The organism is Cypionkella sp. (assembly GCF_028290025.1).
Classification (GTDB): domain Bacteria; phylum Pseudomonadota; class Alphaproteobacteria; order Rhodobacterales; family Rhodobacteraceae; genus Cypionkella.
In genome coordinates, this window is record NZ_JAQGKQ010000043.1 from 22,173 (window position 1) to 47,555 (window position 25,383).

Here is a 25,383-nt window from a genome sequence, read left to right on the forward strand (position 1 = left end):
AATTGTGAGAGCCAAGCAACGCATGGATGCAGGCATCGCTGTCGCTAGGTCGTTGGTTGCGCAGGGTAAGTTGACCGAGGCCGCAGCGGTGTTGGATACGCTGGTGCAGGACCCCGAGACGAGCACTTTGCCAGCGCAGACGGCTTTAGCACTGCCGCGCCGTCTGCATTCAGCGCTGTTGCATCTGGCGAAGGCCAAAGGCGATGCAGTGGCGCGGGCGGGCTATCAGTTTCATCTGGTGCCGCGGCCTGAAGTGCTTGCGCCGTTGTTCCAGTTTTCAACCGCCGAACAATTGGCGATCGCCACCGCCAATCATGCGTCGGTGCCGCGTGTCATTCATCAGATTTGGATCGGCAGCTTGCCTGTGCCCTCAACCGTGGCGGCATGGCGCCGTCACGCCGCGATGCAGGGCTATGAGCATCGGCTCTGGCAAGAGCCCGATCTCAAGCGCATTGGTTTGGAAAATCAGCCTGTATATTCTGCAATGCTCGCACGGCAGGATTACCCGGGGGCGGTGGACGTGGCGCGCTATGCCATTCTTGCGGCCGAGGGCGGGATTTACCTTGATTGCGACTGGTTTCCGGCCCGCGATGATATTGGCTTTCATCATCTGCTGCCGCTGACCGGCTTGACCGCTTGGGCAGAAACGGTGCCACGTCATACTGGCTTGGGCGGGCTGCTGTTGGCGAATTCATTCATTGCCACTCCGCCAAATCATCCGGCGCTGCATCGGCTGAATGCGCGATTGCCAGCAGTGCTTGATCTGATGCCCGAGGCTCCGGCTTGGTGGTCAACCGGGCCGTTGGTCTTTACGCTGGCGGCACGCGGAGGTTCGGTGAGCCTTGCGCCGCAATCGTTGGTGGCTGGGTCGCTGCCCGACGGTGCTGCCATAACCGAGGTGGAAGCGTTGCAGGCGCGGATCTTGGCGAATGACGGCGGTTTGCTGATCGCTTGGAAAGCTTGGTAATCAGATAAGTTCGGGCAAGCCCACCCATCGGCAACCCGGATGATCTGCAGTTAAGGCAAACAGCCGCGCCAAAAAGCCCCAGACCTGCGCATCATGCACGAGGTGATGGGTAAGCAGACCAATCGGCGCATTGCCCCTCGCCATCGCCGCTGCAAGTTCATCCAATAGCACCGCATCGGGCCGCCCAGACCGCGTGCCGCGCCAGTCAATCACATCAACATGGGTATTGATGAGGGGCAGAGGCGCTTGAGTTTCCGGGCCAAAAACCGAAAGCGCGCGGACGCCCAGTGCGGGTAGCTCCGCCACGACCAGCGGGCTAATGCGGTTCCATGGTGGCACAAGCACCGGAGTGAATTGGTGCTGATGCAACCGTGAGAGATGAGCAAAGCCGCGCGATAGCTCATCTAGAACCTGCGGGACTGAGCGATGCGCGCCCAACTCTTGCTTCTTCTCGGACGCTGGGGCGTGGTTGGTATGAGCCCAGCCATGCACTGCGACAGAAACATGCGCGGCCATTGCCAGACGGGCCGCCAATGGCTGCCCAGAACAAGCAGGAATGACGGCGAGCGTAACCGGCACATCTGCGGCCTCTGTCAGACCAAGCAAAGTATCCAGGTTCTGACTGGGGGCTATCGCATCATCATCGCGCAACCAGAGGCGCGCAGGGTTTGCGCTAGCGGCCCGAAGATCAAGCGCGCGCATCAGGGCATCTGTCACGTTTCACTCTCCAACACCGTTTGAAGTAGATCGTTTAGTCGCCGCGCAGCACCCTCAATCGAGTGATCCGTTAGCACGCGCAACCGTGCCGCCCGCCCCATTTCGCGCTGCATCTCTGGGCTATCCAAAAGCCGCGTAATGGCTGCCGCTGCCGCTGCATCGTCGCCCGGTTCAGTCAGAAAGCCTGTGACGCCGTCGGCGACCACTTCGGGCACCCCAGCAACGCGCTGCGCTACGACCGGAACGCCAGCGGCCTGCGCCTCCAGATACGCCAGACCATACGCCTCACCACAGCCGGGCCAGACATAAACTGAGGCCCGCGCCAAAACAGCCGCAATCTGAGGACGAGACTGTTCCCCCAGCCATGAAATGCGATCTTGTGGCAGTGCCGCGAACATCGCTTGCACCTGAGCCATTAGCGGGCCGTTGCCAATGATCGAAACATGCCAGTCGAGATGGGCAGGCAGCAAGGCCAGCGTTGCGGCAAGGCGCAGGTAGCTGTCAGCTTTGTCACCCGCCCGCATCATCGCCACCGTCACCAGATGACCGGATTGCGGAATGGGCGGCGCGGAAAACGCTTCCGTTTCGATGAAGGGCGGAAACCGGGCCAGCCGCGCCATCGAAGCCGCGTCTTGCAGACCTGCGGCATCTCGCGCGGTCAGGCAGAGATTGAGCTTTGCTTGCTGCACGGCGGCCATCACCTCGGCCTGCATCTCGGTCCAAATGCCGATATTGCGGCGCGCTGACAGTGAGGCTTCGACCGTGACATAGGGCAGCGCGAAACGGCGGGCGAGATCCGGCCCCAGCAAATCCGGGGCTTTGTAGTAGGGGTGATAGCACAGCCACAGATCCGGCGGGCCGTGCTTGGTCCTAAGGGTGCTAATCCTGTTGGCCTCTTGCTCTGCGTCTATGCGCAGCTTCGCCCATCCCGCCTGATCCTGCGGATTGCCCAGATAAGCGCGCAAGGCCGAGATAAGTGTTACCTGATGCCCCGCCTGCTCCAGACATTTCATCAGCAACTGTGCCATCAGCCGATCACCCGACGGCACCGGATGCGTCGGAGACTTCAAGGGCGCGTAAAAGGCGATCCGCAGGCGGCGTTGGTGGGGCGTCAAGGTGGGATGATCCCGATGTTTACAAGCGATACCTGTAAGTTAAGCGCAAAGGCGGCGCGGGGCGACCGGAATCGACAGCCTGTGCCCGCGAGCCGTCGCATCCTTGACAGCCTTACCAAACTGGCCCATTTCCAGATGACCCTCAGCTATGGCGGAGTGACCGTGCCCCTATCCTCGCTTCTTGCGAATATCACCAGCCGCGCCGCCCGTGTTGGGGTGATCGGTCTGGGTTATGTCGGCTTGCCACTGGCGATTACCGCAGCGCGGGCTGGATTTACGGTGACGGGGTTTGACACCGACCCCGGCAAGATCACCGCGATTGACGCGCGCAAAAGTTATATCGAGGCTGTGCCGGATGCAGTTTTGGCGGATCAGGTTGCGGCTGACCGCTTCACCGCGACGGCTGATTTCGCGGCGCTTGCCTTGTGCGATGTGATCCTGATTTGCGTGCCGACACCGCTGACCAAGCACCGCGAGCCTGACCTGTCTTTCATCACCCGCACCTGTGACGACATCGCCAAAACTCTGCGCGCGGGCCAAGTGATCGTGTTGGAATCGACCACCTATCCCGGCACCACCGATGGTCCGGTCAAGCGTATCCTTGAGTCAACGGGCTTGGTTTCGGGCAAGGACTTCTACCTTGGGTTCTCGCCAGAGCGCGAAGACCCCGGCAACCGCGCGTTTGACACATCGACGATTCCCAAAGTGGTCGCGGGCGATGGGGCCGATGCGGGGCGGCTGGTGGAAGCGTTCTACGCTGCCGTGGTGAAAACCGTGGTGCCGGTCTCGTCTACCGCCACTGCCGAAGCGGTCAAGTTGACCGAAAACGTTTTTCGCGCCGTCAACATCGCCTTGGTGAACGAGCTGAAGGTGATCTACGAGGCGATGGGCGTCGATATTTGGGAAGTGATCGAGGCGGCGAAAACCAAGCCGTTCGGTTACATGCCATTCTACCCTGGCCCCGGTCTGGGCGGCCATTGCATCCCGATTGATCCGTTTTATCTGACGTGGAAAGCGCGGGAATACGACATTCCCACACGGTTCATTGAATTGGCCGGAGAGATCAACGCTGCCATGCCGCGCCATGTGGTTTCGCGTCTCGCCGAAGCGTTGGATCAGCGGTTGGGACTTGCCCTTAGTCGCTCAAAAGTTTTGGTCATCGGGTTGGCTTACAAGAAAAACGTGCCGGATATTCGCGAAAGCCCGTCCTTGAAGCTGATCGAGTTGATCGAAGAACGCGGTGGGCAGGCGAGCTATCATGACCCGTTCGTAGCGGAAATTCCCAAGACCCGAGCCTATGGCGCGCTGATGGGCCGCAAATCGGTGTCGCTTGACGAGGCGACTGTCCGCAGTTTTGATGCGGTGCTGATTGCCACCGATCACGACGGGCTGGATTATGCGGGACTGGCGCAATGGTCGCCGCTGATTGTCGACACGCGCAACGTTTTTGCGCGCAATAACATCTTGGCCGATCACGTTGTCAAAGCCTAAAGTAGGAAAGCCGATGTCCCGTCTTGATCTGTTCGTCAACCGCATCACCGCACAGCGCGACATTCTTAACCTTATCGCGGCGCGTCGTTTGTTGCCCGAAACGGGCGCGATCCTTGAAGTCGGCTTGGGCAACGGCCGCACCTATAGCCATTTGGTCGATAGCTTTGCCGGACGGCGGATCGTGGTGTTTGATCGCGCCGTGGCCTCGCATGGCACCTCAACCCCGCCCGAGGCGGATTTGATTCTGGGTGAGATTTCTGAGACCGGCGCCGCTTATGCCAAAGGCGATGCGGCGATGGTGCATGCTGATATCGGCACCGGCTATCCTGAAAAGGACGCGAAAATTCAAGCTTGGTGCCGCAACTTGCGGTCGATTTGCTGATGCCCGACGGCATTGCGGTGAGTGGCCTGCGGTTGGATCACTCGAAGCTTGTGCCGCTGGATATGCCTGCGGGGATTGGGCGCGAGATTTATTTCGCCTACCGTAAGCAGGTTTAATGCTGCCTGCCGCCTCCTATTCCGTGGCCGTGCTGGCCGATGCGCATTTCCACGATCCGACTGGTGATTTCGGCGGGGCCGGGGTTGTGGTGGATGGCGCGCGTCTTGCTCTGCGCAGTTGGAGCGACACCCGCACCGCCGCGCGCGCGTTCAACGAAACCGCTGATGCGCTGATGGCTGCCTTGCAAAAAATCGCCGCTTTGGGTGTGCGACATGTGATTCTGGCGGGCGATTACACCGATGACGGGCAGGCCGAAAACACCCGACGTTTGGTCGAGTTGTTGCAGCGGTTCGAGGAAAGCCACGGATTGCAGTTCTACGCCATCCCCGGCAATCACGACATTTTCGGCCCGCATGGCAAAGACGTGACGACGCGGTTCGTCAATGCTGTGGGTGAGACGGTTATGGTTACCAGCGACCCGAAGCAGGCAAGCAGGGAAGCTTCGGCCATTCATACAGCCGCGATGCGTTGTGCCGGGCAGCCTGCTGGCCTGATGCCGATGGCGCGGTTTGGTTTGTTTTACCAGCAAAGCTATCTGCACTGGGAATCACCGTTTGGCGCTGACGATCAGCCGGCCGCGCGGATGTATGACGCGGTGGCGGCGGATGGGTCGGTGACACATCGGCTTATGGATGCGTCCTATTTGGTAGAGCCCGAAGCTGGGCTTTGGCTGCTAATGATCGACGCTAATGTCTTTGAGCCGCGATCTGGACGGCACGATGCCAGCCGGAAGAAGGCTTTTCTTGGGTCGTCGGATGCCGGGTGGAACGCGCTGCTGCGGGTGAAGCCGTTTTTGCTGACATGGATTGCTGATGTTACTGCGAGGGCGGCGGCGCTCGGCAAAACGCTGATAACGGTCTCGCATTACCCGGTTTTAGACCCGTTTCAGGATGTTGACGGATCGGAGCTTGCGCTGTTTGGCGAGACTTCAATCGTGCGCCGCACGCCTTCGAACGAAGTAGCGCAAGTGCTTATCAAAGCTGGGCTGCGCTGGCATTTGGGCGGTCATATGCATGTAAATTCCACGACCAGCATGACAACGGTTGACGGCAGATTAACCGACTTGTCGCTGCCGTCTTTGGTGGCATTTCCGTCTGCCTTCAAGCTCATCACTGCAAGCGCGAAAGAAGTGTCTGCGCAAACAATCGAGTTGCGCGACGTAGCAGCTGATCCACGCATTGCTGCCGTGTATCGGGCCGAGGGGCGGCTGGGTGACATCCTTCCACTTGGTGCGTTTCTGGACACCCAACGTCGAACACATTTGCTGGAACGCCGGCTTATCAATGAATGGCCGCACGAGGTCATTGCTCTGCTGAACGACAGGGATGCCAGCTTTCTGGTGGATCTGGCTGGAGGAGATATCGAGGCGTTTACGCGTCAGCACGGTCTTGCGCCCGAGCCGATTGCTGGCTGCACTGCGATCGAATTGATCGCTGATGCTTACATGATCAAAACCGCCGGACCTTTGGCAATAAACTGGATTGCGCCTGACAGGCTTGCGCTGTGTCGGGCGCTCGCGGCTGCGTTCGCAGATGCCTGCGCCGACCCAACTCAAGGACCAAGCGCCTTCTTGCGGCGGTTCTTAGCGGTACTGAAATCTGCGTTGAACCGGATGGATGCCGACGATGTGGTTATTGTTCCAGCCGGTGCTATTCAGGCTGCGGCAGGCTCGTCGCCCGCAAAGCCACGACGATATCCAGCGGCTGACTAAGTCCGCGAATTTCAACTGTGCGCGGCATAGTCTTGTCGTTGGCGAGAAGCCCCGAAATCTTCAACGCATAAGCCGAGACAGCGACCTGCACGCCAAGATCTTTGGTGGCATTCTCCAATCGGCTGGCGATGTTCACCGTCTCGCCCAATGCGGTCAGATGCGCGACCGATTCGCTGCGCTGTGCCGAGCCGATCCGACCCAAAATGGCGTGCCCTGAATGGATGCCGATGCCCATCGCCAACGGTATGCGCAGTTCTTCGTGCAGGCTTTGGTTCAAACTATCCAGCACGCCGCTCATCGCGCGGGCGGCAGCGATAGCACGACGCGCACCGTCCTCGGGCGTGCCCTCCATCCCGAAGATGGCCATAATGCCGTCGCCCATGAATTTATCGACAAAACCACCGCTGTCTTCGATCGCTTCGGCCATGCGCCCGAGAAACTGGTTCAGCACAAACACCACGTCGAACGAGAGCCGCCCTTCGGACATCTTGGTGAAGCCGCGCAGGTCGCAAAACAGCAGGGTAATTTCACGCTCCACCCCCCAATGGTATTTGTCAAAAGTGGCTGCTTGGTTTGGTTCCAGATTGGCAGGAAGCAAAGTAGAGATCGTGAGGTTGGCAGTCGGGCGCAGTTGGCACCCCAACCGTACGTTCGCCGGAGCGCCAACCCGTCGCAATACTTGGAGTTCAGCCAATGACGGCGGCGGCAATTGATCCAAGCCCTCAATCACCCGCACGCGGCAGGTCGAACAACGCGCCCGCCCGCCACAGACTGCAGCATGGGGAATGCGGTTTTGCAGGCTGACCTCAAGGATGGAAAGCCCACGCGGCGCCGTCACTGTAGGGCCGTTGTAGTAGCGCACAGTAATGCGCGCACCGAACTTGTTGCCAAGCAACAGCAGCAACCACACCGCCACAGCCGCTGCAAGGATGGCATAATAGGCGTCGGCCCAAAACCCGAGTTGCTGCTGCAACCCTTCGTATTGGTCTGGCGTGAACGGGCTGGAAATACCCCCTAGCTGTCTTTGCAAGCGACCCGCCGCTACATAACCGGCGTACCCCATCGACGGGATCAGAACCGCCAACCCATAAAACGCCCACAGATGGCGGCGATACCACGGCTTGGGCGACAACCACATATGCAGACCCAGACAGCCATGTATCCAGACCAGAGCCACCAGCAACGCCAGCCGCACGGCTTCATTCGGCCACATCGCCCAAAGCGCGTAGGCGTAACTGTCGGTGACGCCGTAAAGCTCATGCGCGCCGCGTGTGCCAAGTACATGTCGGATCAGAAGGACTGGGATCAGCAGGCCAAAAAGCAGTTGCACCGCTCCTCGTATGCCAAGCCGCCACATCCGCAGCTTGACGAATTGCCACAGACCAAGGCAGAAATGCAGCAAAGCCGCCGTGCAAAGCACGACAGTGCCGAGCAGACTGCGGGTCAGCGCCAGCCGCATGTCTTGTGCGGCCTGCATCGCCTCAAGCGAGATGAGACCAAGCGCATGGTTACACAAATGCGCGGTTGCGAACGCGAACAACACAAGACCGGACCATAGCCGAAGCTGTGTGAGACTGGGGCGCAAGCGTCGCCACCAACGACGCGCCACCCTGCGCCACGCCTGAGTTGCGCTCATCATAGCGATCCCCCGCAGTTTGTGGCGGGGCAGTCCAAGCCGATAGCTGCTGCGCGCCTGCTCATTTCAAGCCACTACGACCAGATCGACAGGCTGCGGCAATCCTGACACGATTTCACCATCGCGGCGCAGAATATCGGCGTTATAGCCCTGCGCCTCGGCGCTGCTGTGGGTGGAGCGGTCCGTCAGAACGCGGGTGCGCTGAACCTTGTTGGCGCTTTCCAGCTTTGACGCAAGATTAACGGCGGGACCGATCACCGTGAACTCGTAGCGACCCTGCGAACCTACAATTCCCACTGTCACATCTCCTGCCGCGACGGCCGCGCCGGTGGCAAAACGACCGGGCCAGCCCAGTGCGGTGAAGTCTTCTTGCCCGGCATCCAACGCCGCGATAACAGCCGCCGCCGCACGAAGGGCATCGGCAGCATAGGTTTCGGCGGACTGGACTGCCCCGAAGGTCGCAAGGATACCATCGCCGATGAATTTGTCGATCTGGCCGTTATGTTGCTCAATGGCGGACAAGGCGATCTGCTGATAACACGCCAACGCCCGCATCACGGTTTCTGGTGGCAACGTCAGCGCGGTTTTCGTAAAGCCGCGCACATCGACAAACAAAATCGCAGCTGAGCGGATTTCACCTTGCCCCTGACCCGGCATTTCGGCCGCTTGTGTGATCAGATCAGCGACTTCGGGCGCGAAGAATTGGCTAAGATCGTCGGCAGCGGCGTGGCTTTGGATGGCGTCGAACAGCACCGTGCGCGCTTGAAACAACGCGAATGTCAGGATCAGCGTGACCCCAAGCAACGTCAGGATCTTATCAATCTCGGCGGAGAGCAGAATGGTGTTCGAGGTCAGGTAATCGACATAATTGCGGCTGATGTGCATGTCATTCATGTCATAAGTCAGCGCGTAAAGCACCATCAGCGACCAGCCTGACGCCGCAATCAGCCCTGACATCAAGACATAGCGCGGATCGAACCGCAAAGCCCGCAAGGCGATGAAAAAGAACAGGTACATCATCGCTGGTGATTTCAGATAAAACGCCGGTGGCTGTTCATACTGAAGGTGAAGCGAAAAGATCATCCCACACAGCAAGCCGACATCGACCACCATCGACAACATCAGATACCAGCTTGGCAGCACGATGCGATAAGACAGAAACACCCGAGACAGCGTAAACGCCAGATAAACCACCAAGGCCATCGGCACATAGTTGTCGCCCGGAGCCCCTTCTGCGTGTGGCACAATCCAATAGAGCCCAGCAAAAAACCCAACGATACCAAGCTGTGCCCAACTGATTGTCTGCTCGGCTGCCGTCTCGCGCCGGTCAATCTCGGCGATGACACGTGCAGGAACAGAGTCTGCATGAGGGCCGCCTGTCCACAGATAGACAAGAAAGTCCCGGAAAGAGGACAAGGAAGAAAAACTGGAAGGCAATCGACTATCCTTTTGTCCGCAGGCATCAACTGATCTGGGAAAGACGCTGCTCTAACGGGTTTTGGCGTCACAAAAAAGCGACAATTCCAGAAGCCGCGCGTATCTGGTGCAAAGACTGGAACCGGTGCGGCAAATGCCTGCGGCTAAATGTCAATCACCTGAAGATCGTATCCGCAAAAGGCGCCCGGGAATTGAAGCTTCGCCTCGCGTTCTATCTCGGCCAGGGCTGTGTCGGTCCGCGTGAAGGCGTGGTGAATGAACCCCACTTGTTTCGCATTGGCCGCTTGCGCCAAGCGCACTGCCTGCTGCCAAGTCGAATGGCCAAAGCCCTTGTATGTCACCATTTCTTCGTCCAGAAATGTCGTATCATACAAAAACAAGTCTACATCCTTGATGAGATTAAGAACGGCAGGGTCCAAGATGCCCGTCTCATGTTCGGTGTCTGTAATGATAGCGATCGAACGGCCGCCATATTCCACGCGGTAGCCCACCGCATTTCCCGGATGGTTGAGCATTCCGGTGCGGATGGTCACGCCCGGATGCGGCGTTAGAATATCGCCTACGCTAAAATCACGTGCATCAATGCCCGCGGTGCAGCAATCCGGCCCAATCGGGAAGAAGGGTTTGCGCATGTATTCCGACAACATCTGCTTGGTGGTCATCTCTGTCCCCAGATGCCCCGACAACAGCCGGAGCGAACACTCGCGCCGATACAGCGGCTTGAAGAACGGCAGGCCGCAAATGTGATCATAGTGGGTATGGGTGAAGTAAACCGTCAGATCGGTGCAGCCCTCAGCCACCAGAGCCGCACCGGCAGGCAAAGCGCCACTGCCCAAATCGAACATTATGACATGTTCACCGCAACGCATCTCTATACAGATGGTATTGCCGCCAAAACGCGCAAACTCCGGCCCACTGACCGAAAGACCGCCTCGGGTGCCCCATAGTTTAAGCTGAAATTTTGCAGCTTGGGTCATGCGCAAGACCAGCCAGAGGGCAGCCTTTTGCCGCGCCTAGGGCAAAGGTCAAAAGCTATCTTATCACTGCGCATCGCCAAGATCAGACTTCTCCAGATCGCTGATACATTGAAGGATAGGAAGCATCGCCGCAAGTTGCGAGAGCCTATGTGACAACTTCCTAAAAGATTGGTCTGTCGGGGCCAAAATGTGCAGGCTTGTCTAATAATATGGCAACATCGCCCCACCCAGCCGATTCAACGCTTTGACAGTTCGGCAACCCGGCTGCGTGCCTCGCTTAGTTCGAGCGTGGTCTGGCCCAAACGGTCGGCCAACACGCGTACGACTTCGATGGTCATTTCGGGAAAGTCGCTCATCAACTTGAAAAAGTTTTCTTTGCTGATCCGCAAGGCTTCGACCGCCGTCGTTGCCTTGATGGTTGCGGTGCGCGCCACATCGCAAAGGATCGCAATTTCACCAACGATGGCGTTCTCGTCAAGTTCTGCGACCTTGATCGGCCCGGTTGGCCCATCGACAATCACATCCGCCCGACCTGCAAGAAGGACAAAAGCCGCATCTCCCGTGTCACCTTGGTGAAACAGAGCTTCGCCCGCACGGTAAGAAACCCGCTCGGACGTGAAGGCCAGCAATTTGAGCTTGGCAGGGGAGACCCCAGCGAACAGCGGAACCTGCTTCAGCATTTTGACTTCGTCATTCAGTAGCACGTCGTCACCATCCCATTTCCGTTGTTGACCCGCTTCCCATTGCTTGCCAATTTCCATTGCCGGACAGGCCAAGCCCTTTGACTATGCCGACATCAGTTCTTTGAAGATACCATTCTTTTGTGAAAGTTCTGTATGCGAGCCATCTTCAACCACGCGACCACGCTCGAAAATAGCCACACGATCAAAGAATAGCGCAAATTTTGGGTTGGAGATCACCCAAGCCACCGCTGGCTTGCGGCCATCTTTGTGCAGATACTTCAACGAAGCAATCAGCACCTTTTCTTGAGTGCGCGTGTCTAGTGCCGACAGCGGACGGTTGAAAAGATAAAAGTCAGACCTGCGGATCAACGCCCGAGCCAGCGCCAGTTTCTGCCGTTGCACAGAGGTCAAACGCTTGCCGCCTGCGCCGACGTGAAAATCGAGTCCGATGGACAGCAAAGTGTCGTAAATCCCAAGTTCGCGCAGCACCCCGCCTGCGACCGTATAGATGCGCTCAACGGCATCGCGATACTTTTGGCTGATGCGGCCGAACAGCATGTTATCCAGCAGGGTGCCCGAAACCATGTATTGCTCGGGGTCATAAAGTTCGATGGCGTCTTTCAGATTGGCTGGCAAGCCTTCATGGAAAGCTGTGCGGAAATCGACAATCTGGGTCATCAGTTCGGGCGACAGCAAACCAAAACGATGGCGCGGCTCTATATAATCAAAGCTGAGGCGGATCATCATGGCACGATCACTTTCGCTGACGTTGGCAGCGCTTTTGTCCAGCTTATTCAAGATCATGCTGTAAAGCGGAATATCATCGGGCTTCATAAACGTCAGTTGCTGGAAGAACGGATGATCGGGCGGCAGATCGCTGAAAAGTTCGATGGCGTTGCGGGCGACTTCGGTGCCCACCGCAAACAGCGTGTCGGCCAGACCGCGCTTTTCCAACAAGGTGCGGAAGTATGGGTTGCTGATGATCGCACCCGCCATCAGTTCCGGTGTGCGGGCGTTACCGAACAACAGGTTTTCAATCACCGTCGCCTCAACGTTGTAGGTGCCGGGTTCAAAGGGCTCGATCAGCCCATTCAGATCGGCTTGCGTCAGCGCATCGCGCAGCACGCGGCGCATCTCGACGGTTTTGGCCTTCAGCTCGACGTGTTCGGCAAGGTTGACGTTAGATCGCAGGGCAAAGTCGAACATGTCACGGGTAAGCGACACTGCATCCAATGCTGCGTAAACCGAAGGCATCAGCGCAGCCAGATCGGCCGCACCATGGTGTTCAAAGTCGATCCAGCTGGAGTTGATATCGAACTCTGGATTGCCCGCCCACGCCGCTTCGCGCTTTTCCCACTGACGTTGCGTCAGGTCAGCACCTTCAAACACAAGGTCGGTAATCGGAGCATGTTTCAGCCCGTAAAGCAGGTTATCGCGCACGGTTCCGAAGAAGAAGTAGGCGTCGGTTCCTGCGTAGGTGATGGTGCGACCGCTGAGCGATTCGGGCAGGCTGTGAAGATCAGCATCCCCGATAACGATCTGTCCTTGCGTCGGCCAGACGATGCGCGCCAGCACCTCGGCCATGATATCCGCGCCTGACCCCGCATTGCCGATGATGGCAACCGTTTCACCCGGTGTCAGCGAAAAGTTGACGCGGTCCAGCCCGACGGATCCGGTATCGTCCATCACACCAAGATTGATTGCCGCGAGTGGCCCTTCGAATTTACCGTCAGCGCGTTCGGCTGATACCGCCTGAATCTCAGGCTCGATCAGACCATCCACGGCGAACTGCGTGATCACCTGACTGTATTTGATCTGCACGTCTTGGCGATTTTGATCCCAATCAATCAGCTCTTTCAACGGACCGGGAAGGTCTTTGTAAGCCCCGATCACCGCGACCAACTGGCCGATATCCAGCCGTCCTTGCAGCGCGAGATAGCCGCCAACGCTGTAGAACAAAAACGGCGTGACCGAGGCGAGGAAGTTGTTGATGAACTTCACCATGAACTTCCACTGATAGATATCGAACCGGATTTTATAGATCCGACCCAGCCTAGACGAGATATCAGCGCGCTCAAAATTCGAGGTGTCGTAGGAATGGATGGTGTTGATGCCGTCAACGATTTCACTGACGCGCCCCGCCAATTCTCGTGCGGTCAGTTGCCGCTCACGCCCCAGCACCAGCAAGCGCCGGCGCATCCGAGGGATCACCAAGGCTTGCACCGCGACCAATGCCGCAGTGATCAGACCCAGAGGAATGCTTTGCACAAAGATGAATGCCAGCGCCATGATCGCTTGCCCGCCAAGCAGCGCCGGAGCGACAAAGGCATCGCCGGTAAAGCCGCCCAGCGGCTCGACCTCATCCTTGACCATGCTGGAAATTTCGGCGCCTTTCAGACGTTTGAACGTCGCAGGCGGAAACCGCAGAATATGATCAACCAAGGTGAACCGGATACGGCGCAGCAGCCGCTCGCCCAGCCGACCCTTGTAGGTGTTGATATAATATTTGAACAGACCGTTGACGATAACCAGCAGCAAAAACACGCCGCTCAACGCGAAAAGCATATTCAGACGGTCAAGCTCAACGCCATTAAACAGCGTGACGTTGCCGAAGTACGGCAGGTCGAAGGCGATCTGCATGAAGGTCTGCGTCGCGGTTGGATCGGCAAAGCCATCGCCTTGTATCGGCCCGTTCACGATTTGCTTCGGCAGATTGAGCGACAGGAAATACGGGATCATCGACGCCGCCACCACCGCAAGAACCCAAAGCTGTTGCCGCTTGGTGTGGGTCCAGATGTAACGCGAGATATTGGGGTCTAACATAACTTTGATACCCTCCACAGATCGGTCGGCGGCGTGATGAAATAACGGATGCGTAAAACGTCACAGATCGCCAACATAACGCGGGTTATGTCTATTAATGCCATCGCTATACTACTCAATCTTAAGCGCCCGGTTCAGGCAAGGCGATTGTCATTGCGGTTCAGCCCGCAGGAAAACTGGCTTGGCTTTCATATGGGTGGCCGCCTGCGCATAGCCGCCGGATGCGCCATCAATGAAGTGCATGTGATCATTTGCCCGCAGTGAGGGCACGATGCAAGTCACCAAAGCCGAATCTTGCTTGTGCAAGCCAAACCGACAAATTCCCGCAGTCGAGGCGTTTTCCAAAAGCGCTTCGATGGCCGCAAGCCCTTCGGCATCGACATCAATCGTCATCTTTAAGCCGTCGTCGTATTTGCGAAAATCGGTGTTGCGAGTCAGTTGCTTCGCGTATTCCCGTGCGTTGAAGCTGCCAAGCGTCAGTTTTGTGCGATATAACAGAACCGTCATAACGATTGCCACAACCACCTTGATCTTGGCTTTCAGGCGCTTACCCGGGGGTGCAAGAGCACTGGCCTCTGTCGCAACGCCACCGAAAGTAAGATGCGGCGTCGGCCCCTCCACCGGCAACGGATTGCCGAAGCCGCCCGCTTTGTTGGCAACCGCCACAACTTCTGCAACCAAAGTGCGAAAGGCATCAAGGCGCGGCTGTGCAGTGGGAACGGCAATAATCGAGACGATCTGCCCATTGCGCGACTGGATCGGGTTCCAGCGGCATGACAATCCGGTCAGATCAGCGCGACTGCCGGGCGGGGCGATTTGCACGGTGAAACGTCCCTGCTTCATCTGCGCCTCGGCCCAAGCCGATCCGCCACCAGCAAACATCGCGAAGGTCATGTCGGGGTTAGCCTGAAATCGTGCGATCCGCACATCATGCCCTGCTGCGCGCACTTCGGCCAGTGGCACCATGGCGGTGCGCATGTTCAAACCTAAGTCTTCTTCGATCCAACGCGCCACGGCTGCAAGGGCGGTGGTTACGGCTGCAATCCCCTCAGGCGGCACTGCAATCACCGCGCCGTCTCCACCGAACACGAACGGGAAACCACTCCCTTTAGGCACGTTAAGCACTGCGGTAATCACCGACGCACCTGCCATGTTGACCGATTTATACTTACCGCGCGCAATGGCATCGCTGGACGACACGACATCAGCCACCGCCAGCGCCCAGCCATCGGGCAGCGGTCGGTAGCGTGTCAGATTGGCCACATCTTCAAATTCAGCAAAGATCGGCAAGTCTGCGAGAAAGGCGGATGTATTATTTGCACTCATAGCAGCAACATAACATGGAATTTGCGCAATACAGGTGCCGTGGGCGCAGATTTTATGTGCGCCGTTGCAAAACTCCTCGGGCTGTCATCGTAGCGCGGTAAAGCAGCCGCAAAGCTGGCACAGTCAGACTATTCTGAGCCTCAAGGATCTTAAATCGCCGCGCCGCGTTACTTTTCGATTGCAAATAGCCCAAGTTTCTAGCCTGCAATAGGCTTCGCCAAGCGCAGGTATCTGCCATGGTCCATAAGACGGAATAAAATGGGTCAGACCGGATGACAGTAGAAAGACTTGGTATGAGCACCGATTTGCTGCGCGTCGAAGATATGCGGGTGTCTTTTCCTCTGGCTACTGGCCAGTTGGATGCGCTCAAAGGCGTCGGCTTGCGGGTGTTGCCGGGTAAGATCACCGCTTTGGTTGGCGAATCTGGCTCGGGAAAATCTGTGCTGGGCCAAACTATCATGGGGCTACAGCCCGAGTTTGCACGGGTCAGCGGTAAAGTTTTGCTGTCCGATCCAGACGCGCCGGGTGGCACGGTTGAGTTGCTGGGCCTGCCGCGCGATGGTCGCCAGATCCGCGCAATACGCGGCAAGCGGATCGGAATGATCTTTCAAGAGCCGATGACATCGTTTTCCGCGCTGCACACCATCGGCAATCAGGTGTCCGAGGCGTTGCGCATACATGAGCCGGTTTCGGCGAAAGAGCAGCGCGAGCGGTCGGAAGATATGCTGTCGCTGGTCGGTTTCACCAAGCCCGGCAAAGTCTTTGACATGTATCCGTTCGAGCTTTCGGGCGGGATGCGGCAGCGCGCGATGATCGCGATGGCGCTGATTTGCAGCCCTCAACTGTTGATCGCGGATGAGCCGACAACTGCGCTGGATGTGACCATTCAGGCGCAGATTCTGACGTTGCTGCGCGATCTTCAGCAGCGGCTCGGCATGGCAATCTTGCTGATCACCCATGATCTCGGCGTGGTGGCAAATGTCACCGACGAAGTGGTCGTGCTGTATCAGGGCCGCATTATGGAATCCGGGCCAGTCGATGACATTTTCCGCCGCCCGCAGCACCCTTATCTCAAGGGGCTAATGGCCGCGATTCCGCATTTCGGCATGGCGCAGGGCGAGCGTCTGCGCCCGTTACGCGATATCCAAGTTGACCGCGATAAGTTGATGACTGCCATTGGCGGTGCAAAGGCTGCGGCGGAGGCTCTCCAAACGCCAACGGCCAAAAAGCACCTGCCCGACGTGCTGCTTTCGGTGCGCAACCTGTCGAAAACCTATCAGACCCGCGATGAGGCTTGGCTGCTGCGCAAATCCGCCACCAAGCCGGCACCTGCGGTGGATGGTGTAAGCTTTGACATCAAACGCGGTGAGTGTCTTGGTCTGGTCGGTGAAAGCGGTTGCGGCAAAACCACGGTCAGCAAGATATTGATGCGCGCCGTTACTCCAGATGCAGGATCGGTGATCTATGACGACGGCAGCGGCCCGGTCGATGTGCTCGATGCCAAGGGCGACGATCTGCAACGGCTGCGCACCCAAATCCAGATGGTGTTTCAAGACCCGGTATCGTCGCTGTCGCCGCGTATGACTGTGGGCAATATCCTATCCGAACCGCTGGATATCCACCGTCGCGGCACGGCCACGCAACGCCGCGATACGGTGGATGCGCTGCTCGGTGCCATCGGTCTTGGCCAAGCTGCGCGGCAACGTTATCCGCACAGCTTTTCGGGTGGGCAACGCCAGCGCATCGGTATCGCACGAGCGTTGGCGCTTGCTCCGGGCTTGGTGGTCTGTGACGAGCCGGTCTCTGCGCTTGACGTCTCGGTGCAGGCGCAAATCCTTAATCTGTTGAAAGATTTGCAGAAAGACCTTGGCCTGACCTATCTGTTCATCTCGCATAACCTTGCTGTAGTCGATTATATGGCCGACCGCGTGGCAGTGATGTGGGCGGGTCGCATTGTCGAAATAGCGCCGCGCGAAACGATTATGACCGCCCCCGTGCATCCCTACACCAAGGCGCTGCTCGCCGCCGTGCCCTACCCCGATCTGGACCGCCGTCTGGAATTTGGCGCCTTTGCCGGCAGTTCTGCCCTGACGAGTGCCAACTGGGCCGCTGCTTTCCGCGCCGATGCCGAAACGCCCGCCGATCTTGCTCCGCTTGATCTGGGCGACGGTCACTTCGTGCTGGCGCGCAAAACCGCCGATCTGGCAGAGTTGAAATCATGATCACCCGCCGCACCGCCCTCACGCTGCTCGCCTCGGTCGCGCTGCCAAGCATCACCTTCGCCGAAGCGCCATATTTTGCAACCGATGTGCGGCTGGGCAACCTGCCGCCCCTGCCCGAACGCCTGCCACGCAACCCGCGCGTCATCGACATGCCCGCTTTGGGGCGCACAACCGGGCGCTACAGTGGCAGTATGCGGATGCTGATCAGCGGCCAGCGCGATATCCGGCTGATCCCGATTTACAGCTATGCGCGGCTGGTTGGCTACGACGCCGACCTGAAACTTGTCACCGATCTGCTCGCCAGCTTTGAGGCAGTGGATGACCGCATTTACACCCTGCGTCTGCGAGAAGGTCATCGCTGGTCGGATGGCAGCCCGTTTACGGCGGAAGATTTCCGCTATTGCTGGGATGACATGATGAACAACGCCGAGCTGTATCGCGGCGGCCCGCCGGTGGATCTGATTGCCGATGGCAAAGTGGTTGAGTTCAGCGTGATCGACCCTCTGACCGTGCGCTACACTTTCGCCAGCCCGATGCCTGATTTCCTGCCCAAACTGGCGGCCCCCCTGCCGCTGATCTTGTTCGTGCCGCAAGCCTACATGAAGCAGTTTCACGCCAGCTATCAGACGCCGGAAAAGCTGGCCGAACTGGTCGAGGTCAATCGAGTCGACGACTGGCAAAGCCTACACGCCAAAATGGTGCGCTCTATCCGCCCGGAAAACCCCGATCTGCCAACGTTGGAAGCTTGGCGTCCGCGCACGGCTCCGCCCGCGGAGCAGTTTGTGTTTGAGCGTAACCCCTATTTCCACCGCGTCGATCAGATCGGCCAGCAACTACCGTATTTTGACCGCATCGTGCTTTCGGTGGCCTCGGCCGAGATCATTCCCGCCAAGACTGCCACGGGTGAAAGCGATCTGCAGGCCAACGGCATCAGCTTTCCTGACTACACGCTGATGAAACAGGCCGAAAAGCAGCACCCGTTGAAGGTTTCGCTGTGGCGGCGCACGCAAGGGTCAAGCGTTTCGCTGCTGCCGAACCTGAATTGCAATGACGAGGTCTGGCGCAAGCTGTTCCAAGACGTGCGGATGCGGCGCGCGCTATCGGTGGCGATCAACCGCAAAGAGTTGAATAAGGTGAACTTCTTCGGGCTTGGTCGCGAAAGCGCCGATACTGTGCTGCCGGAAAGCCAGCTTTATCGCCCTGAATATGCAAGCGCTTGGGCGCAGTATGACCCTGACTTGGCAAACGCTTTGCTTGATGAGTTGGGTTTGGCCGAACGCGGCGGCGGTAACATCCGCATTCTTCCCGATGGCAGGCAGGCGGGCATCGTCGTGGAAACCTCGGGCGAAAGCAATCTAGAGGTCGATGTGCTGGAGCTGATCGCCGATCACATGCGCGACGTTGGCATCGCCATTTACATCCGCTCGACCCAGCGTGACGTTTTTCGTAGCCGCGCGATGGGTGGCGAAGTGCAAATGGCAGTGTGGCAGGGCTTGGACAACGCCGTGCCCACTGCCGACATGTCACCGGATGGGCTGGCGCCAACCAGCAGCGATCAGTTGCAATGGCCGGTTTGGGGCACTTGGTATATGTCGGGCGAGACCGCTGGCAAAGCCCCAGACTTGCCGGAAGCCGTGCAACTGATTGATTTGCTGCAACAATGGCGCAAAAGCACCACCACCGAACAGCGCACCGAGATTTGGGCGCAAATGCTGACGCTTTGGGCGGATCAGGTGTTCTCCATCGGCACCGTCAACTCTGCGCCGCAGCCGATCGTTCGGGCCGCCAGGATGCGCAACGTGCCCGAAGATGCGCTGTATGGCTTTACGCCCACCAGCTTTCTGGGCGCGTATATGCCCGACACATTCTATAACGCGAGGGAGTAGGACATGATTTTCTATGTCGTAAAGCGCACCCTTGCGATGATCCCGACGCTGTTTTTGATCTCAGTTCTGGTGTTTTTCATCATCGAACTGCCGCCGGGCGACTACTTTGAAAGCTATGTCTCGGAACTGCGCGCTTTGGGCGAATCTGCCGATCTGGCCGAGATTGAGGTGCTGCGTGAACGCTACGGCTTCGATCAACCACAGGTTATCCGCTATCTGTGGTGGGTCGGCGGCATGTTGCACGGCGACTTTGGCTATTCATTCGAATACCGCCTGCCAGTCAATGAAGTCGTCGGCGACCGGCTTTGGTTGACCGTGTTATTATCCACCGTCACCATCCTGTTCACTTGGGTAATAGCCTTCCCCATCGGCATCTATTCGGCCACCCACAAATACAGTTGGGGCGATTACGGGCTGACCTTGCTTGGCCTGATCGGCATCGCGGTACCCAATTTTATGCTGGCGTTGGTGATGATGTATTCCGCAAACATCTGGTTTGGTGTCTCCATCGGCAACATGATGGATCAGCAGTTTATGAACGAACCGATGAGTTGGCCGAAGTTCTCGTCCATCCTGTCGCATATCTGGATACCCGTGGTGATTATCGGCACCTCTGGCACCGCCGCAATGGTGCGCCGTTTGCGGGCTAACCTGCTGGATGAGCTGCACAAACAATATGTCGTCACCGCGCGCGCCAAGGGCCTGCATCCGACCAAAGTGCTGTTGAAATATCCGCTGCGGATGGCGCTTAACTTTTTCATCTCTGACATCGGCTCCATCCTGCCCGCGATGATTTCCGGGGCTGAGGTGACTGCCATCGTGCTGTCGTTGGAGACCACCGGGCCGATGCTGATCCGCGCGCTGCAAAGTCAGGATATGTATCTGGCGGGGTCGTTCCTGATGTTCCTCGCCTTCCTTACGGTGATCGGCGTGCTGATTTCCGATATTGCGCTAACCTTTCTTGATCCGCGCATCCGACTGGGCAAAGGAAGCAGCAAATGAGCAACCCGCCCGATCAAGCCAACTCACTGCCCGCGCCCGGCGCTGATATGCAGCATTATGTTTCAGACGCGCCGTTTGATCCGTATGAGGCCGAAAACGCCGCCTCGGCGCAGTCGAAGTATGCCCAAGCCTCGCAGTTGCAGCTGATGTGGTGGAAGTTCCGCAAGCATAAGATGGCGCTCTATTGCGGCGTCTTTCTGTTGATCATGTATGGCTCGATCATCATCAGCGAGTTTCTCGCCCCCTACAGCCAAGGCGCTCGTAACACCGATTTCATCTACGCCCCGCCGCAAGCCGTGCATCTGTTTCACGATGGCAAACTGGTCGGCCCGTTTGTCTACGGCCGAACGCAAGTGCTTGATATGGATACACTTCAGCGGATTTATACCGATGATCCGACCGACGTGCAGCAACTGAGATTTTTCTGCGAAGGCGACGATTATATGTTCTGGGGCCTTATCCCCGGCAATACACACCTCGTCTGCCCCGCTAAAGACGGCCAATTTTTCCTGCTCGGCACTGATCGACTCGGCCGCGATGTACTGTCCCGCATCATCTACGGCGCGCGGATTTCGCTCACCATCGGCATCCTTGGCGTCACCATGAGCTTTATTCTGGGCATCGTTATCGGTGGCCTTGCGGGCTATCATGGCGGATGGTTTGACGCCGTCACCCAACGGGTGATCGAGGTGCTGCAATCCATCCCCTCAATCCCGCTCTGGATGGCCCTTGCCGCGATCATCCCGGTAACGTGGAGCCCGATCCTCGTTTATATCGGCATCACAGTCATCCTTGGCCTGCTGGATTGGACCGGACTCGCCCGAGGTGTCCGATCAAAACTCTTGGCCCTGCGCGAGGAAGATTATGTGCTGGCCGCCCGCCTGATGGGGGCTGGCAGCGGCCGCATCATTGGCCGCCACATGATCCCCGGCTTCATGTCGCATCTGATCGCTTCAGCGACGCTCACCATCCCCGGCATGATCCTTGGCGAAACCGCCCTCAGCTTCCTTGGCATCGGATTGCGCGCGCCGATCTCCAGTTGGGGTATCCTCTTGACCGAAGCGCGCAGCGTCAACATCATTGCGCTTTACCCATGGTTGATGTTCCCGGTTATTCCGGTGATCTTGGTGATCCTTGCTTTCAATTTTCTTGGCGACGGGCTACGCGATGCCGCCGACCCTTATACATAATCGGGATCGCCGCGTGACCACGCTCAAGCCAGCCGATCTTCAACCGCTCGCGACCGAGGTATAGTGAATGCAGCATCCGTTGGAAAATGCGCGGATTTTGATGTACAGCCATGACACGTTCGGGCTGGGCCATCTGCGGCGCTGCCGGACCATCGCTCATGCGCTGGTGCAGGAATACAGCGGCCTTATGGTGCTGATCGTGTCAGGTTCGCAGATCGCCGGGGCGTTTGATTACCGCGCTCGGGTGGACTTTGTGAAAATCCCCTCGGTGATCAAGCTGCGCAATGGTGAGTATTCCTCACTGTCCGAGCATATCGACGTGCATGACACCATCAAGATGCGCCGCTCGATCATCCGTCACACCGCCGAAACCTTTGCCCCGGACATCTTCATCGTCGATAAAGAACCAATGGGGTTGCGGGGAGAGATTGAAGAAACCCTCGCTTATCTGAAATCCAAAGGCACCACGCTGATCCTCGGGTTGCGCGAAGTCATGGACGCCCCGCGTCTGCTCGATGCTGAATGGAAGCGCAATGATGTGATGGGCAAGATCGACCGCACCTATGATCATATCTGGGTCTACGGCCCGCCGGATTTCTACGACCCGCTGACGGGTCTCGACGTGCCGCAATCGGTGCGCAAGCGGATGGAGTTTGTAGGCTTTCTGCAACGCCGCTCGGCACAGGAAAAGCTGTCAGAAAAACGCCGCGAGAGTGATTATCTGCTGGTGACGACAGGCGGTGGCGGTGATGGCGCTGATCTGATCGACAACGTGCTGAACGCTTATCTGCACGACCCCAACTTGACACAAAAGGCGCTCGTCGTACTTGGCCCCTACATGCCCGCCGATCAGCGCACTGAGTTTTTGCGCAAGGGTCAGGCCATTCCGCAGGTCGAAGTCATCGAGTTTGACACCCGCATGGAGGAATTAATTGCAGGCTCGGTGGGCGTTGTCGCTATGGGCGGGTACAATACCTATTGCGAGATTCTGTCCTTCGACAAACCCGCACTGATCGTGCCGCGCACCACGCCGCGCGAAGAGCAACTCCTGCGCGCCACGCGTGCCGCCGAGCTTGGCATGATTGAGATGCTACTACCCGAGGAAGCCGCTGACCCTGTTCGCATGGCCGCGGCTTTGCGCGCATTGCCCACGCGCAAGCATCCATCGCAAGCGGTGCCCAACCTGCACTTGGAAGGCTTAACGAACATCGCACGTCTGGTGGGCGATGATCTGCGGGCGCGGGCGGAACGTCCCGAAAGTTTGCGGTTCGCGACGTGACGACAGACGGCAACGGCCCGGTTTCGCGGTCTCAAAAGCGTCTGGTGGTGGTGGTGAAGGGTTATCCGCGGCTATCCGAGACATTCATCGCACAAGAATTGCGCGGGCTGGAATTGGCGGGCCTCAAGCTGATCATCGTCTCTCTGCGCCGTCCCACCGACAAAAAACGCCACGCCGTCCATGATGAGATCGAAGCCGATGTGCTCTATTTGCCGGAATATCTACACCAAGAGCCTTTGCGGGTGCTGCGCGGACTGTGGGCGGCGCTGCGCCATCCCGGTTTCGGTCAGACTTTGCGCGGCTGGCTGTCCGACCTGCGGCGAGACCCCACCCTCAACCGTGTACGCCGCTTGGGTCAAGCTGCCGTTCTCGTCGCTGAATGGCCCCAAGATGGTGCTTGGTTACATGCGCATTTCATTCATACCCCGGCTTCAGTTGCCGATTACGCTGCGCGGATCATGCAAATCGGCTGGACGGTGTCTGCTCACGCCAAAGACATTTGGACCTCAACCGATGGGGAGCTTTCGGCCAAGCTGAACCGAGCGAAATGGGCTGTGACTTGTACCGAGACGGGCCACAAGCATTTGCAATCTTTGGCAAAAGACCCATCCCGCGTGCATCTTAGCTATCATGGTCTGAATTTGGATCGCTTTCCTGTTTTCACGGTGCCTCGGCCAAATCGCGATGGCTCGGACCCGGCCAACCCAGTCCAGATCGTCAGCGTCGGGCGCGCCGTGCCGAAAAAGGGCTACGATACCTTGCTGCACGCCTTGGCGCTGTTGCCTGCTGGCCTACACTGGCGCTTCAATCATCTTGGCGGTGGCGTAGAGCGTGAAATGCTGCAATCCCTCGCTGAAACGCTGGGCATTGCCGACCGCATCCACTGGCAAGGCTCGGTCAATCAGTCAGAGGTTCTTGCCGCCTATCGCGCCTCTGACCTGTTCGCGCTGGCTTGCCGGATCACTGCTGACGGGGATCGCGATGGATTGCCCAACGTGCTGGTTGAGGCCGCGAGCCAAGGTCTTGCCTGTATCTCCACGACGATTTCGGGCATCCCCGAGCTGTTTCGCGACGGTCAGAACGGCTGGCTGGTGCCGCCCGACGATCCTGCCGCGCTTGCCAACGCCTTGAAAACCGCGATCACTTCACCCAATCTGCGCAGCGAATATGGTCAGGCTGCCGAAGCGCAAGTGCGCGCCACGCTCGACTACCACCAAAGCGTAAAGCAACTGGTTGGTTTGTTCGCCGCCGAAGGATTGCGCCCGTGACCGTCTCGGTTTTCTTTTATGTGCAGCATCTACTAGGCATCGGCCACCTCGCCCGCGCCAGCCGCATTGCGCGCGCGATGATTGATAGCGGAATGAACGTCACTCTCGTCACTGGCGGTCTGCCAGTTCAAGGCTTCCCCGGCCCCGGCATTCATCACATCGCTTTGCCTCCGATAGCCGTCGCCGATGGCGCATTCGCGGGCCTTGTCGACGCCAACGGGCAACCTGCCGACACCGCCTATCTGGAAGCGCGCAAGAACCAACTGCTGACGGCCTACCATACCGCCAAACCTGACATCGTGCTGATTGAGGCTTTCCCCTTCGGTCGCCGCCAAGTTCGCTTTGAGCTGATGCCCTTGATTGATGCCATCGAGGCGACCCAACCTCGACCAGCGTTGGTCACCTCGTTGCGCGACATTTTGCAACGCCGCAGCAAACCGGGCCGTGATGAAGAAACCGTCGCCCTGATCCGCCGAGCGTTCGATCTGGTATTGGTGCATGGCGACCCAAGTTTCGCGGCACTTGCAGACAGCTTTGCGCTGGCTGATCAAATCGCTGACAAAACCACCTATACTGGGCTGGTTTGCCCGCCTGCCCCGCCGCAACCATCAGATCAGTTCGACGTGCTGGTGTCCGCAGGTGGTGGTGGCGCAGGCAAACACCTGATCACGGCCGCTGTTGGCGCTGCTCGTCTTTTGCCCGATTTGGCAAAATGGTGCATCATCACTGGCCCCAATCTGCCCCAAACTGACTATGACGTGCTTAGCCAAAACCTGCCCCGCAACGTCACCCTGACCCGCTTTCGCAGCGACCTTGCCAGCCTGATGCGTGGCGCTAGGCTGTCAGTCTCGCAAGCTGGATATAACACCGTCGCGGATATCCTGATCGCCGGTTGCCACGCCCTGCTTGTGCCTTATGCGGTGGATGGTGAAACCGAACAAACCGACCGCGCCGCGCTGCTGGAAAACATCGGTCGCACCCGCACGCTGCGCGAATCCGACCTGACTGCTGCAAGTTTAGCCACTGCGATAAAGCAAGAAATCGCCCGCCCGCTGCCGATCCGTTCGCTGCAAATCGCCATAAACGGTGCGGCGCGCAGTGCAGAAATCCTGCTCGCCCTCGCGAAGTCCCGCGCGCAGAATTAACCGCGCGCG

General features: G+C 58.3%; 18 protein-coding genes and 1 pseudogene. 11 read left to right on the forward strand and 8 right to left on the reverse strand.

What is annotated here, in order from left to right; genetic code table 11:
• Window positions 1–4: 4 nt before the first annotated feature.
• The gene (locus tag JWS10_RS05500; protein WP_299505392.1) at window positions 5–967 is read left to right on the forward strand and encodes a glycosyltransferase; all 963 of its coding nucleotides are present in this window, start codon (window positions 5–7) and stop codon (window positions 965–967) included.
• Here the strand turns inward: JWS10_RS05500 and JWS10_RS05505 are convergent, their stop codons facing one another.
• Complete coding sequence (locus tag JWS10_RS05505; RefSeq protein ID WP_299505393.1) at window positions 968–1,684, reverse strand: polysaccharide deacetylase family protein; 717 nt, start codon at window positions 1,682–1,684, stop codon at window positions 968–970. It lies immediately after the preceding gene.
• A complete protein-coding gene (locus JWS10_RS05510; protein ID WP_299505394.1) occupies window positions 1,681–2,799 on the reverse strand; it encodes a glycosyltransferase family 4 protein in 1,119 nt (372 codons plus the stop codon). The genes JWS10_RS05505 and JWS10_RS05510 overlap by 4 nt, the downstream gene beginning before the upstream one ends.
• 15 nt (window positions 2,800–2,814) lie before the next feature.
• On the opposite strand from JWS10_RS05510, the gene JWS10_RS05515 reads away from it, so the two are divergent.
• The 3 genes and pseudogenes from JWS10_RS05515 to JWS10_RS05525 all read left to right on the forward strand — a co-directional run bounded on the left by JWS10_RS05515 (window position 2,815) and on the right by JWS10_RS05525 (window position 6,500).
• Window positions 2,815–4,290: a nucleotide sugar dehydrogenase gene (locus tag JWS10_RS05515; protein ID WP_299505396.1), complete on the forward strand. Its 1,476-nt coding sequence runs from the start codon at window positions 2,815–2,817 to the stop codon at window positions 4,288–4,290.
• Window positions 4,291–4,303: 13 nt separating this feature from the next.
• Window positions 4,304–4,788 (forward strand): annotated as a pseudogene (locus JWS10_RS05520) (class I SAM-dependent methyltransferase).
• Window positions 4,788–6,500, forward strand: coding sequence for a metallophosphoesterase (locus JWS10_RS05525; protein ID WP_299505397.1), 1,713 nt, complete (start codon window positions 4,788–4,790; stop codon window positions 6,498–6,500). Before JWS10_RS05520 ends, JWS10_RS05525 begins: the two are co-directional and overlap by 1 nt.
• Here the strand turns inward: JWS10_RS05525 and JWS10_RS05530 are convergent.
• The 6 genes from JWS10_RS05530 to JWS10_RS05555 form a co-directional block, all read right to left on the reverse strand.
• Window positions 6,439–8,139: an adenylate/guanylate cyclase domain-containing protein gene (locus tag JWS10_RS05530; RefSeq protein WP_299505398.1), complete on the reverse strand. Its 1,701-nt coding sequence runs from the start codon at window positions 8,137–8,139 to the stop codon at window positions 6,439–6,441. The genes JWS10_RS05525 and JWS10_RS05530 overlap by 62 nt on opposite strands.
• A 63-nt stretch (window positions 8,140–8,202) precedes the next feature.
• The gene (locus JWS10_RS05535; protein ID WP_299481607.1) at window positions 8,203–9,381 is read right to left on the reverse strand and encodes an adenylate/guanylate cyclase domain-containing protein; all 1,179 of its coding nucleotides are present in this window, start codon (window positions 9,379–9,381) and stop codon (window positions 8,203–8,205) included.
• 335 nt (window positions 9,382–9,716) lie between these two features.
• Window positions 9,717–10,550 carry an MBL fold metallo-hydrolase gene (locus tag JWS10_RS05540; RefSeq protein WP_299481610.1) on the reverse strand — a complete coding sequence of 278 codons (834 nt, stop codon included), beginning with the start codon at window positions 10,548–10,550 and terminating at the stop codon, window positions 9,717–9,719.
• 236 nt (window positions 10,551–10,786) lie between these two features.
• A complete protein-coding gene (locus tag JWS10_RS05545; RefSeq protein WP_299481613.1) occupies window positions 10,787–11,311 on the reverse strand; it encodes a Crp/Fnr family transcriptional regulator in 525 nt (174 codons plus the stop codon).
• A 24-nt stretch (window positions 11,312–11,335) separates the two neighbouring features.
• Window positions 11,336–14,056 carry an ABC transporter ATP-binding protein gene (locus JWS10_RS05550; protein ID WP_299505399.1) on the reverse strand — a complete coding sequence of 907 codons (2,721 nt, stop codon included), beginning with the start codon at window positions 14,054–14,056 and terminating at the stop codon, window positions 11,336–11,338.
• A gap of 150 nt (window positions 14,057–14,206) precedes the next feature.
• Complete coding sequence (locus JWS10_RS05555) at window positions 14,207–15,382, reverse strand: DUF3095 domain-containing protein (protein WP_299505400.1); 1,176 nt, start codon at window positions 15,380–15,382, stop codon at window positions 14,207–14,209.
• A 293-nt stretch (window positions 15,383–15,675) separates the two neighbouring features.
• On the opposite strand from JWS10_RS05555, the gene JWS10_RS05560 reads away from it, so the two are divergent.
• The 7 genes from JWS10_RS05560 (at window position 15,676) to JWS10_RS05590 (ending at window position 25,374) form a co-directional block, all read left to right on the forward strand.
• Window positions 15,676–17,604 (forward strand): ABC transporter ATP-binding protein, encoded by a 1,929-nt coding sequence (locus JWS10_RS05560; protein ID WP_299505401.1) that lies wholly within the window; start codon window positions 15,676–15,678, stop codon window positions 17,602–17,604.
• A complete protein-coding gene (locus JWS10_RS05565) occupies window positions 17,601–19,490 on the forward strand; it encodes an ABC transporter substrate-binding protein (protein WP_299505402.1) in 1,890 nt (629 codons plus the stop codon). Before JWS10_RS05560 ends, JWS10_RS05565 begins: the two co-directional genes overlap by 4 nt.
• A 3-nt stretch (window positions 19,491–19,493) precedes the next feature.
• Entirely contained in the window at window positions 19,494–20,492 is a 999-nt protein-coding gene (locus JWS10_RS05570; protein WP_299505403.1) for an ABC transporter permease, read from the forward strand.
• A complete protein-coding gene (locus JWS10_RS05575) occupies window positions 20,489–21,682 on the forward strand; it encodes an ABC transporter permease (RefSeq protein WP_299505406.1) in 1,194 nt (397 codons plus the stop codon). Before JWS10_RS05570 ends, JWS10_RS05575 begins: the two co-directional genes overlap by 4 nt.
• Before the next feature lie 67 nt (window positions 21,683–21,749).
• The gene (locus JWS10_RS05580) at window positions 21,750–22,961 is read left to right on the forward strand and encodes a glycosyltransferase family protein (protein ID WP_299481634.1); all 1,212 of its coding nucleotides are present in this window, start codon (window positions 21,750–21,752) and stop codon (window positions 22,959–22,961) included.
• Window positions 22,958–24,229 carry a glycosyltransferase family 4 protein gene (locus tag JWS10_RS05585; RefSeq protein WP_299505407.1) on the forward strand — a complete coding sequence of 424 codons (1,272 nt, stop codon included), beginning with the start codon at window positions 22,958–22,960 and terminating at the stop codon, window positions 24,227–24,229. The genes JWS10_RS05580 and JWS10_RS05585 overlap by 4 nt, the downstream gene beginning before the upstream one ends.
• A complete protein-coding gene (locus tag JWS10_RS05590) occupies window positions 24,226–25,374 on the forward strand; it encodes a glycosyltransferase (protein WP_299505408.1) in 1,149 nt (382 codons plus the stop codon). Before JWS10_RS05585 ends, JWS10_RS05590 begins: the two co-directional genes overlap by 4 nt.
• The last annotated feature ends 9 nt before the right edge of the window (window positions 25,375–25,383 follow it).

Excerpts from the sequence above, each read along its gene's own strand:
- JWS10_RS05565 (WP_299505402.1), top strand. The coding sequence starts at position 17,601 with ATGATCACCCGCCGCACCGCCCTCACGCTGCTCGCCTCGGTCGCGCTG.
- JWS10_RS05540 (WP_299481610.1), bottom strand. The coding sequence starts at position 10,550 with ATGACCCAAGCTGCAAAATTTCAGCTTAAACTATGGGGCACCCGAGGC.
- JWS10_RS05575 (WP_299505406.1), top strand. The coding sequence starts at position 20,489 with ATGAGCAACCCGCCCGATCAAGCCAACTCACTGCCCGCGCCCGGCGCT.
- JWS10_RS05555 (WP_299505400.1), bottom strand. The coding sequence starts at position 15,382 with ATGAGTGCAAATAATACATCCGCCTTTCTCGCAGACTTGCCGATCTTT.
- JWS10_RS05550 (WP_299505399.1), bottom strand. The coding sequence starts at position 14,056 with ATGTTAGACCCCAATATCTCGCGTTACATCTGGACCCACACCAAGCGG.
- JWS10_RS05570 (WP_299505403.1), top strand. The coding sequence starts at position 19,494 with ATGATTTTCTATGTCGTAAAGCGCACCCTTGCGATGATCCCGACGCTG.
- JWS10_RS05580 (WP_299481634.1), top strand. The coding sequence starts at position 21,750 with ATGCAGCATCCGTTGGAAAATGCGCGGATTTTGATGTACAGCCATGAC.
- JWS10_RS05560 (WP_299505401.1), top strand. The coding sequence starts at position 15,676 with ATGAGCACCGATTTGCTGCGCGTCGAAGATATGCGGGTGTCTTTTCCT.
- JWS10_RS05530 (WP_299505398.1), bottom strand. The coding sequence starts at position 8,139 with ATGATGAGCGCAACTCAGGCGTGGCGCAGGGTGGCGCGTCGTTGGTGG.
- JWS10_RS05515 (WP_299505396.1), top strand. The coding sequence starts at position 2,815 with ATGTTTACAAGCGATACCTGTAAGTTAAGCGCAAAGGCGGCGCGGGGC.
- JWS10_RS05525 (WP_299505397.1), top strand. The coding sequence starts at position 4,788 with ATGCTGCCTGCCGCCTCCTATTCCGTGGCCGTGCTGGCCGATGCGCAT.
- JWS10_RS05545 (WP_299481613.1), bottom strand. The coding sequence starts at position 11,311 with ATGGAAATTGGCAAGCAATGGGAAGCGGGTCAACAACGGAAATGGGAT.